The organism is Inquilinus limosus (genome assembly GCF_002195995.1).
Taxonomy (GTDB): domain Bacteria; phylum Pseudomonadota; class Alphaproteobacteria; order DSM-16000; family Inquilinaceae; genus Inquilinus; species Inquilinus limosus_C.
In genome coordinates, this window is sequence record NZ_NHON01000148.1 from 1 (window position 1) to 10,470 (window position 10,470).

Sequence of the window (10,470 nt, forward strand, 5' to 3'; positions counted from 1 at the left end):
CCCCTCCCCCTACCCCCCTCCCGCGAGGGGAGGGGGGACTCGTGGGGTCTGCGGCGAGGACGCTGACCCATGGAGCTGCCGGCCGCCCTGCGGGCCGCGCCCCTCCCCCTACCCCCCTCCCGCGAGGGGAGGGGGGACTCGTGGGGTCTGCGGCGAGGACGCTGACCCATGGAGCTGCCGGCCGCCCTGCGGGCCGCGGTCGACCGGGCGCTGGAGGGCGTCGCCCTGGCCGAGCTGTCGGCGGCGGCGTCACGCCTGTCGCAGCGCTACCGAGCCGAGCTGCGCGACGGCCGCTTCCATGTCGACGGCGACCGGGCGGTGCAGGCCTATCTCGCCACCAGGCTGCCGGCCACCTATGCGGCGATCCGCGCCTGCCTGGAGGCGGTGGCCGAGCGCCGGCCGGATTTCACCCCCGCCCGCCTGCTCGACGCCGGCGCCGGGCCGGGCACCGCGCTCTGGGCCGCGGCGGAGACCTGGCCGGGCCTGTCCGGCGCCACCCTGCTGGAGGGCAGCGCCGCCTTCCGCGACTGGGGCGCCCGGCTGGCCGGTGACGCGGTCCCGCCCACGGAGTGGCGCGCCGCCGACCTGGCGCAGCCGCTGCCGCAGCTGCCGGCGCATGACCTCGTCATCCTGTCCTATGTGCTGGACGAGCTGGCGCCCGACCGGCGCGGCGCGCTGGTGGACGGGCTGTGGGCCGCCACCGGCGACCTGCTGCTGATCGTCGAGCCCGGCACCCCGGCCGGGTATCGCCGCATCCTCGACGCCCGGGCGCGGCTGGTCGCGGCCGGCGGCCATGTCGTGGCGCCGTGCCCGCATGACCGCGTCTGCCCGCTGGCCGAGCCTGACTGGTGCCATTTCGCCCGGCGCGTCGCCCGCTCCCGCATCCACCGCCAGGCCAAGGGCGGCGAGGTGCCGTGGGAGGACGAGAAATTCGCCTATGTCGCGGTGTCGCGGCAGCCGGGTCGGCCCATCGCCGGCCGCGTCATCGCCCCGCCGCGCGGCGCCGGCTCGCGCATCGACCTGCGGCTGTGCGCGCCGGAAGGCGTCGTGGAGCGCACCGTGACCAAGCGCGACGGGGCGCTGCTCAAGGCAGTGCGGCGGCTGAGATGGGGCGATGCGCTGGAGCGCGAGAACCATTGATGGATCTCGATCTTGCAATATCGCATGTGATATCTATCTCGTGATATGAGATGGGTGTTCGATACGGACGTCATGGTCGCCGCCATCCGCAGCGATGCCGGCGCGTCCCGCCGTCTCCTGGCCGCGGCCCTGCAACGGCGTGTCGGGCTTCTGGTCTCGGTGCCGCTCGTGATCGAATACGAAGCTGTTTTGACGAGACCTGAGCATCTGCAGGCGTCGGGCTTGACCGCCGCGGATGTCGCGACGGTTTTGGATGCGGTCGTTGCGATTGCGGAGGCGGTTCGCCTGGCCTTTCTGTGGCGGCCTGCCCTTCGCGATCCCGACGACGACATGGTTCTCGAGGCAGCCGTGAACGGCGCCGCGGATGCGGTGGTGACGTTCAATCGGCGTGATTTCACTCGGGGAGCGAAGGCGTTCGGGCTGGAGATTCTATCCCCTGGAGATGCCCTTGGGCGACTGGAGGTACGGAAATGAGGAAGAGCAACTTCGCACTGCGTCTGCAGCCGTCGCTGCTGGATGAGGCGCGCAAGGTAGCCGAGACGGAAGGCGTTGCCCTGAACCAGTTCATCAATGTTGCGGTGGCGGAAAAGCTCTCTGCGCTTCGCACCGAGAGCTATTTCGCCGAGCGCGCGGCGCGAGCGGACATTCCGAAAGCCCTGGAGATCCTCAAGCGCGCCGGCGTCGGCAATCCTCCGGTGAAGGGCGATGCCTTGCCCCGTCGCCGGAAGGGCTCTTGATCGGCCTCAATCCGCTTCCACCGCCGAGGCGTGGGAGCGCAGCTCCTCGATGAACACCCGGCTGTTCTCGGTGTAGTCGACCGGCACGCTGACCAGGTGCACGCCGCCCTGGGCGAAGGCTTTCTCCAGCGTCGGCGCGAAATCCCCGGCCGACTCGACATTCCAGCCGGTGGCGCCATAGGCCTTGGCGTAGGTCACGAAATCCGGGTTGCCGAAGGTCAGGCCCCAATCGGCGAAGCCCTGCGCCTCCTGCTTCCAGCGGATCATGCCATAGGCATTGTCGACCAGGATCACCACGACCAGGTTCAGCTTCAGCCGGATCGCCGTCTCCAGCTCCTGCGAGTTCATCATGAAGCCGCCGTCGCCGCACACCGCCATCACCCGCCGGTCCGGATGCAGCATCGCCGCCGCCATGGCCGAGGGCAGGCCGGCACCCATGGTCGCCAGCGCGTTGTCCAGGAGGATGGTGTTGGCGACATGGGTGCGGTAGCTGCGGGCGAACCAGATCTTGTACATGCCGTTGTCGAGGGCGACGACGCCGTCCTGCGGCATCACCGCGCGCACATCGTGGACGATGCGCTGCGGCAGCAGCGGGAACCTGCCGCTGGTGCCGTCCGCCGCCGCCCGTTCCAGGATCTTTTCGCGCAGCGCGGCGAAGGACTCGGCCGCGGTCGGGTGCGGCCCGCCGAACGCCTCGGCGATGCGGGCCAGCGAGGCGCCGATGTCGCCCACCACCTCATGGTCCGGGAAATACACCTCGGCGATGTCGGCCGGCTGGTAGCCGACATGGATCACCTTCTGGCCCGCCTGCTCCATGATGAAGGGCGGCTTCTCCACCACGTCGTGGCCGATCGCCAGGATCAGGTCCGCCTTGGTCACCGCGTCGTGCAGATAGTCGCCCTCGGACAAAGCGGCGGTGCCGATATAGAGGCCGGAATTGCCGTCGACCGCGCCCTTGCCCATCTGGGTGTTGAAGAACGGGATGTTCATGCCGCGCACGAAGTCGGACAGCGCCGGCACCAAATGGCGGCGGTTGCCGGCGGCGCCGATCATCACCAGCGGGCGCTGGGCGGCGCGCAGCATCGCGGCGGCCTTGGCCACGGCCTCGTCATTGGCCACCGGCAGCTCCAGCGGGTGCAGCGGCACCGGGCCCAGCCCCTCAGGCGCCGGGGCGGCGGCGATGTCCTCCGGCAGCTCCAGATGCACCGGGCCCGGCCGCTCCTCCTGGGCGATGCGGAAGGCGTTGCGCACCAGGGTCGGGATCGCGCCGGTGCTGACGATCTGGCGCGACGACTTGGTCAGCGGCCGCATGGTGGCGACGATGTCGACGATCTGGAACTGCGCCTGGCGGCTCTTCAGGATCGGCTTCTGCCCGGTGATCATCACCATCGGCATGGCGCCCAGGAGGGCATAGGCCGCGCCGGTGGTCAGGTTGAGGGCGCCGGGGCCGAGCGTGGTCAGGCAGACACCCGCCTTGCCGGTCAGCCTGCCATAGGTCGCGGCCATGAAGGCGGCCGACTGCTCGTGCCGGGTGACGACGAGGTCGATGCCGGAGCGGCGGAGCGATTCGACGATGTCGAGATTCTCCTCGCCGGGCACGCCGAAGACGCGGTCCACGCCCTCATTGACCAGGGCCTCGACGAGAAGGTCGGAGCCGGTCCGTTGCGCAGCCATGTCGGTCCTCTCTTGCTGGCGGTGCGATATGCCTCCGCAGGATAGGCCGGAAGCGGCGCGGATGACATGACCGTGCCGCAGGGCAGACGGACACCTCGCGCACGGGCGGCATGGCCGCGGTTGTGGCCACGTCCGTCCCGCAATGCGATGCTGTCCGCGCCAAGCACCGCATTGACCGCGACCCGCCAAAAGGGTCTTCTCCCGCCATGCAAGACGGATTGCCGCCGGACTGGGATTGCCGACCGATCGCCGACAGGCATCGCGCCGGGCTTGAGGCGCTCGGCCTCTGGCTGGTCGAGGCGACGCGGCGGCCGGTGCCGCTCAAGGGCCTGTTCCCCGGATTCTGCGAGCGGGTGGCGCAGACCATCGTGCCGGCCTGGCGGATCCATATCGGGCTCGAGGTGCTGCATCCCGAGATCAGCGGCACCATGCTGGTGTGGAGCGACGAGACCATCGAGTTCGGCGAGCGCGCCCGGCAGGGCGTGCTGCAGAGCCCGGGCTATCTCACCAGCCCGACCAAGATCGTCGACGACACCGAGCGGGCGTATCGCCGGCGGCTCGACGGCGATGTCGGCGACATGCCGCTGCTGGAGGAACTGCAGCAGCAGGGCTCCACCGACTACTTCATCACGCCGCTGCCCTTCCTCGACACCAGCCGCACCCGCTTCCTGTCCTTCGCCACGCGGCAGCCGGGCGGCTTCGACGATGACGAGCTGAAGGCGCTGGACACCGCGGCGCGGCTGTTCAGCCCCTATGCCGAACGCCAGGTGTGGAAGCGGATCGCGCTCGACCTGCTCGACACCTATGTCGGCGCCCGCACCAGCCAGCGCATCGTCGAGGGCCAGATCGAGCGCGGCCAGGTCGACTGGATCGAGGCGGCGATCTGGCTGGCCGATCTGCGCGCCTTCACCCGGCGCAGCGAGGTGAACGCCATCGGCGACGTGGTCGAGCTGCTGAACGGCTGGTTCGGCGACATGGGCGTGGCGATCGAGGCCGAGGGCGGCGAGATCCTGAAATTCATCGGCGACGCGGTGCTGGCGATCTTCCCGGTGACGCATGACGTCGACCGCGGCACTGCCTGTGCCGCCGCCCTGGCTGCGGCCGAGGCCTTCTGCGCCCAGGTCGATGCCACCAATGCCGAGCATGGGCTGACCGGGCCGGACGCGGTCGATTTCGGCATCGGCCTGCATCTCGGCGAGATCGCCTACGGCAATATCGGCGCGGCCCGGCGGCTGGACTTCACCGTGATCGGCCCGGCGGTGAACCGCGCCAGCCGGCTGGAGGAGCTGACCAAGACCCTGCGCCGCCGGGTGCTGGTGTCGGAGCCGTTCCGCGACGCCTGCGGCCGCCCGCTGCTCGACCTCGGCCTTCACCCGCTGCGCGACGTCGAAGGCACGCACCGGATTTTCGGCATCGGGTAGAGCCGGATGATTTAAGATCGGATCACGCCAGCGCAATCGAACCGGGCAATGAGGCGTTGCCTCTCCCGCTTGCGGGAGAGGTCGGAGACGCGAAGCGGCTCCGGGTGAGGGGATTTTGTCGAGGCCGGGACCAGCCCTCACCCGGTCTCGCTGCGCGAGCCCGACCTCTCCCGCCAGGCGGGAGAGGCAACGTGAAGATGCTCGACACCTGTCAGCCGCCACACTCCGATCAACAGCGATGGATACCACCCGATGAAAGCCGTCGTCTTCGAGCAGTTCCGCCAAGCGCCGACCATCCAGACGGTGCCGGACCCGGCGCCTTCGGCGGAGGGCGTGGTGGTGAAGGTCGAGGCGACCGGGCTGTGCCGCAGCGACTGGCATGGCTGGATGGGGCATGATGCCGACATCGTGCTGCCGCATGTGCCCGGACACGAGCTGGCGGGCACCATCGTCGCGGTCGGGCCGCAGGTCCGGCGCTGGCGCGAGGGCCAGCGGGTGACGGTGCCCTTCGTCGCCGGCTGCGGCCATTGCCCGGAATGCGCCAGCGGCAACCAGCAGGTGTGCGAGCGGCAGTTCCAGCCCGGCTTCACCGCCTGGGGCTCCTTCGCTGAATATGTCGCGCTCGACTTCGCCGACACCAACCTGGTCGCCCTGCCGGACGAGATCGATTCGGCCACCGCAGCCAGCCTGGGCTGCCGCTTCGCCACCTCCTTCCGCGCCGTCGTCGACCAGGGCCGGGTGCGGGGCGGGGAGTGGGTGGCGGTGCATGGCTGCGGCGGAGTCGGCCTGTCGGCGATCATGATCGCCCGGGCGCTCGGGGCCAATGTCGTGGCGGTCGACCTGACCGAGCAGAAGCTCGACCTCGCCCGCCGGCTCGGCGCCGCGGCCACCGTCAACGCCTCCAGCTCGGCCAATGTGGTGCACGAGATCCGCGACCTGACCGGCGGCGGCGCCCATGTCTCGGTCGACGCGCTGGGCCACCCGGCCACCTGCATGAACTCGATCCGCTGCCTGCGCCGGCGCGGCCGGCACATCCAGGTCGGGCTGATGCTGGACGACCACGCGCGGTCGCCGGTGCCGATGGACCGGGTGATCGCCTATGAGCTGGAGATCCTGGGCAGCCACGGCATGCAGGCGTTCCGCTACCAGGCGATGCTGGACATGATCGCCGCCGGCACGCTGGCGCCGCAGCTTCTGATCGGCAGCCGCATCAGCCTGGACGAGGCGGCGGTCGCTCTGCCCCAGATGGACCGCTTCGACGGCACGGGCATCAGCGTCGTGACGCGGTTCTAGATCGGGACGCGTCCGATTGGATGCCGTGTCACGATCGCGCGTCGTTTCCTCAAGGTACCCTGGACGGGGAGATCTCGGCTCGAAGGTGCTCCACCGCCCATACGAATGAGACAAACCGGTCTCGACGTTCAGGGGATGCAAAGGTGAAGTGAGTCTTCTCGCCCACGCTCCGGCATTGCCATTCGGTACCCATGGGGGTTCCCGCGATGTATTCCGCGTGACTCACGAGCACGGCGGTCGTGATTGCATCTGCATCAAGGATGGCGGTGAACGAGAGTTTGCTTTCAGTCATGAGATGACCTGATGGATGCGCGTTGACCCCGGTACCATCGTGAAGGGGCGGGGCCGCTCATTTTTGCCTACAGCTTCCCGGCCCCCAGGATCAGGCGGATGCCCAGCGCGCCCATGACCGAGCCGGCGGCGCGGTCGAACCAGCGCTTCCAGCGCAGATAGACGGCGCGGGGACGATCGGCGGAGAACACCAGGGCGACGATGGTGTACCAGCCGGCCTCGATGGCGAAGATCGCCGGCAGCAGCACGGCGAAGGTCCAGGCCGGCACCTGCGGCGGCAGGAAGGCGGCGAAGATGCTGCCATAGACGATCGCGGCCTTCGGGTTGCTCAACTGGGTGACGGCGGCTAGGGTGAAGGACCGGCGGACGCTGCGCGGCCGGCCCTCCGCCGTCTTCGGCACCGCGATCGGCTGCGCCGCGGTGCGCCACAGGGCCAGCGCGAGCCACAGCAGATAGAGGCCGCCCGCCACCTTCAGCGTCAGGTACAGCCATTCCACCTGGGCCAGGATCGCCTGCAGGCCGAACAGGCCGAGCCCGCCATAGACCACGCCGCCGACGCCCATGCCCAGCGCGGCGGCCAGCCCGTCGCGGCGCGACAGGGCGATGGCGGTGCGGGTGACGAAGACGAAGCTGGGCCCCGGGCTGGCCGCGCCGACCACGATGGCGCCGAGGATGCTGAGCAGCGGGATGGTGATGTCCATGATGTCCTCCTGGGGCCGTCAATCTGTCGGATTCCCGGATCCGGAGCCATCCATTCTTGTCGCCCCTCCCGTGAGAAATGCGTGGCCTGCGAGGGCAGGGACATGATTGCAGTGGTATTATCGGCCGTTTTCGTTCATGATATGTTCTATGGAGATGATGCCCCGGGATTGCGGATTGGAGGACGGGCCGGTCGATCCGGACCTGGCCTGGACGCGATGGGCGCTGAGCTCGTTGGGCGAGCTGGTCGAGATCGGCCTCCGCACGGCGCGGATGACGGCGACGGAGCAGCTGGCGACGCCGATCGAGCGGACCAGGCCGGATTTCGCGCTGGCGCAGGTGCGCCTGGCCCGTTCGGTGCGGCTGTCGATCGCGATGAGCCAGCGGGTCCGCGAGACGTATCAGGACCGCAAGGCCGGGGAGGCGGATCGCACGCCGGCGGAGAAGGCCGCGGACGTTGCGACAGCCGGGGCCGCGCCGCCCGAAGCCGCGCCGGCCGAGGCCGCGCCGGCAGCCGGGGATGGCAAGCCTCGGGCGGAGCCGCGCGAAGCCCTGACCGAGAGCGAGTGCCTGGACATCGAGCTCGAATCGGGCGACGAGGCGGAGGAGCGGCGCGACGCCGCCCTGCTGCCGCGGGACCGGGACGACGGCGCTGCCGCGGCGCCCGACCGCCTGCCCCCCGATCACGTGCCTGACGCCCCTGCCGAAGCCGCGGCCGCTCGACCCGAGCCCGACTGGCGCCGTCCATCGGACGAGTCCGACACCGGCCGTGCCGTGCCGAAGCCGTCGAAACCGGACACCAGTTAGGCGCGCGTGTTGTCCGGTACCCTCTCACGACAGCTCAGATTGTTTTTTGCCTCTCCCGTCTACGGAGAGGTTGGAGGCGCTTGCGCCTTCGGGTGAGGGGGTGTCGAGGCGCAGGGCCACCCCACCCGGTCGCGCCGCACGAGCCCGGCCTCTCCCGCGAGGCGAGACCCTTTCAGAATATCTGTCGGGCCATCTTGGAGGCCAGCAACGACATCGACCGAAAAGAAAAACGAGTCCCCCCTCCCCTTGCGGAGGGGGGACAAGAAAGGAGCGGGTTCCAGCTATTCTGAAAGGTCTCACCAAGCAGGACAGACAGCGCGAGCGATGCCCGGAAGCTCCCCGCAGACTTCAGGCGGCGGTCTCGATGTCGTCGCCGGTCAGGTGGTCGGTGTGCAGGCAGTGGCCGTGGCTGTGGTCGGCCAGCACCTCGATCACCCGGCAATGGCCGATGGTGCCGTGGCGGCACTGCTCCACCATCCGCTCCAGCTCGGCCTTCAGCGCCTCCAGCCGGGCGATGCGGGCCTGCACCGCCGCCAGCTGCTCCTGCGCGATCCGGTCGGCGGTGGCGCAGGGCTGGTTCGGGTCGTCCGACAGGGTCAGCAGCTGGCGGATCGCGTCCAGCGGGAAGCCCAGCTCGCGGCTGTGGCGGATGAAGGCCAGCCGGTCGCTGTGCGCCCGGCCGTAGATGCGCTGGTTGCCCAGGGTCCGCGCCGCCTCCGGCATCAGCCCGATCTGCTCGTAGTAGCGGATGGTCTGGACCTTGCAGCCGGTGCGGCGGGCCAGCTCGCCGATCGGCATCGCGTCGCCACGCGCGGACATCGCAATTTTCCTCTTGAAGCTATAGTCGCTGTAGCTCCCATCTTCCCCTGCGACGGATGTTTCGGCAAGGGAGTGCGTCGCATGGCTGCGGCGAATGACGAGCGGCAGGGCCTGACCCTGCGCTACCGGGTCGACGGCATGGATTGCCCCAGCTGCGTCGGCAAGCTGCAGACGGCGCTGGGCCGGATCGAGGGCGTCAGCGGCGTCGAGGTCAGCTTCGCCACCGGCCTGCTGGCCTTCGGTGCGGCGGGCGATGCGGCCAATGGCCGTGCCGTCGAGGACAAGATCCGCGCCCTCGGCTTCACCCCGACGGCGATCGCCGACACAACGCCCCGCGCCCCGGCCGCGGAGGACGCCAGGCCCTGGTGGCGCGAGCGCAAGGCGCAGCTGGTCGGCTTCACCGGCCTGCTGCTGGCCGCAGCCTTCGTCGCCGGGCAGATCGTCCCGGCCGAGGCGGAATGGGCCTATCTCGCCGCGGCGCTGATCGGGCTGGTGCCGGTGGCCCGCCGCGCCCTGACCCTGGTCCGCTCCGGCTCGCCCTTCAGCATCGAGACGCTCATGGCGGTCGCCGCGATCGGCGCCATCGCCATCGGCGCGGCGTCGGAGGCCGCGGTGGTGGTGTTCCTGTTCGCCGTCGGCGAGCTGCTGGAGACCGTCGCCGCCGGCCGCGCCCGCCAGGGCATCAAGGCGCTGGTGTCGCTGGTGCCGCGCACGGCGCAGCGTGAGGTAAACGGCGTCCTGAGCACCGTCGCGGTCGACGACCTTGCGATCGGCGACATCGTGCTGGTCCGTCCCGGCGACCGGGTGCCGGCCGATGGCACCATCGTCGATGGCGAGTCGGAGCTGGACGAGGCGCCGATCACCGGCGAGTCCGTGCCAGTGGCCAAGGCGGCGGGCGACCCCGTCTATGCCGGCAGCATCAATGCCGGCGGCGTGCTGCGCCTGCGGGTCACCCGGGCGGCGGCGGACAACACCATCGCCCGCATCATCCACATGGTCGAGACGGCGCAGTCCAGCAAGGCGCCGACCGCCCGCTTCATCGACCGGTTCAGCGCCTGGTACACCCCGGCGGCCATGGTCGTCTCCGGCCTGGTGATCGCGGTGCCGTCGCTCTTGTTCGGCGGTGACTGGACGGTCTGGACCTATCGCGGCCTGTCGCTGCTGCTGATCGCCTGCCCCTGCGCCCTGGTGCTGTCGACCCCGGCGGCCATCGCGTCGGGCATCGCCGCCGGGACGCGGCGCGGCCTGCTGCTGAAGGGCGGGGCGGCGCTGGAGATGCTGGGCAAGGTCAGGGCCGTGGCCTTCGACAAGACCGGCACGCTGACCGTCGGCCGGCCGCAGGTCACCGACATCGTCGCGCTGGACGGCAGCGAGGCCGCGGTGCTGGCCGAGGCGGCGGCGGTCGAGAGCGGCTCCAGCCACCCGCTGGCCCGCGCCATCCTCGACGCCGCTGCCGCCCGCAGGGTCGCCGTGCCGGCCGTGACCGAGGCCTCGGCCATCGCCGGCAAGGCGGTGCTGGGCCGGGTCGGCGGCGCGCTTCTGGCGGTCGGGTCGCCGCGCTATGCCGCCGAGCGCGGGCCGCTGCCGGC

The 10,470-nt window shown here is 70.4% G+C and carries 10 protein-coding genes; 7 read left to right on the forward strand and 3 right to left on the reverse strand.

From position 1 onward, the window contains the following. Window positions 1–168 precede the first annotated feature (168 nt). The 3 genes from BWR60_RS34190 to BWR60_RS34200 are packed head-to-tail and all read left to right on the forward strand — an operon-like array spanning window position 169 to window position 1,877. Complete coding sequence (locus BWR60_RS34190) at window positions 169–1,140, forward strand: small ribosomal subunit Rsm22 family protein (RefSeq protein WP_088157505.1); 972 nt, start codon at window positions 169–171, stop codon at window positions 1,138–1,140. A 45-nt stretch (window positions 1,141–1,185) separates the two neighbouring features. Beyond that, complete coding sequence (locus BWR60_RS34195) at window positions 1,186–1,614, forward strand: putative toxin-antitoxin system toxin component, PIN family (protein WP_088157507.1); 429 nt, start codon at window positions 1,186–1,188, stop codon at window positions 1,612–1,614. Continuing rightward, entirely contained in the window at window positions 1,611–1,877 is a 267-nt protein-coding gene (locus BWR60_RS34200) for a toxin-antitoxin system HicB family antitoxin (RefSeq protein WP_088157509.1), read from the forward strand. Before BWR60_RS34195 ends, BWR60_RS34200 begins: the two co-directional genes overlap by 4 nt. Before the next feature lie 6 nt (window positions 1,878–1,883). On the opposite strand, the gene BWR60_RS34205 is transcribed toward BWR60_RS34200, so the two are convergent. Continuing rightward, window positions 1,884–3,551, reverse strand: a complete 1,668-nt coding sequence (locus BWR60_RS34205; protein ID WP_088157511.1) for an acetolactate synthase large subunit — start codon at window positions 3,549–3,551, stop codon at window positions 1,884–1,886. A 206-nt stretch (window positions 3,552–3,757) separates the two neighbouring features. Between BWR60_RS34205 and BWR60_RS34210 the strand changes: the two genes are divergently transcribed. After that, complete coding sequence (locus BWR60_RS34210; protein ID WP_179222065.1) at window positions 3,758–4,972, forward strand: adenylate/guanylate cyclase domain-containing protein; 1,215 nt, start codon at window positions 3,758–3,760, stop codon at window positions 4,970–4,972. A 252-nt stretch (window positions 4,973–5,224) separates the two neighbouring features. Next, window positions 5,225–6,265 carry a zinc-dependent alcohol dehydrogenase family protein gene (locus tag BWR60_RS34215; RefSeq protein ID WP_088157515.1) on the forward strand — a complete coding sequence of 347 codons (1,041 nt, stop codon included), beginning with the start codon at window positions 5,225–5,227 and terminating at the stop codon, window positions 6,263–6,265. Between the two features lie 359 nt (window positions 6,266–6,624). Here the strand turns inward: BWR60_RS34215 and BWR60_RS34220 are convergent, their stop codons facing one another. Next, the gene (locus BWR60_RS34220) at window positions 6,625–7,257 is read right to left on the reverse strand and encodes a LysE family translocator (protein ID WP_088157517.1); all 633 of its coding nucleotides are present in this window, start codon (window positions 7,255–7,257) and stop codon (window positions 6,625–6,627) included. A gap of 148 nt (window positions 7,258–7,405) precedes the next feature. On the opposite strand from BWR60_RS34220, the gene BWR60_RS37435 reads away from it, so the two are divergent. Beyond that, complete coding sequence (locus BWR60_RS37435) at window positions 7,406–8,062, forward strand: hypothetical protein (RefSeq protein ID WP_088157519.1); 657 nt, start codon at window positions 7,406–7,408, stop codon at window positions 8,060–8,062. 348 nt (window positions 8,063–8,410) lie between these two features. Here the strand turns inward: BWR60_RS37435 and BWR60_RS34230 are convergent, their stop codons facing one another. Then, entirely contained in the window at window positions 8,411–8,881 is a 471-nt protein-coding gene (locus BWR60_RS34230; RefSeq protein WP_088157521.1) for a MerR family transcriptional regulator, read from the reverse strand. 81 nt (window positions 8,882–8,962) lie between these two features. On the opposite strand from BWR60_RS34230, the gene BWR60_RS34235 reads away from it, so the two are divergent. Next, a partial coding sequence (locus BWR60_RS34235) for a heavy metal translocating P-type ATPase (protein ID WP_218823813.1) occupies window positions 8,963–10,470 on the forward strand: 1,508 nt, incomplete at its 3' end.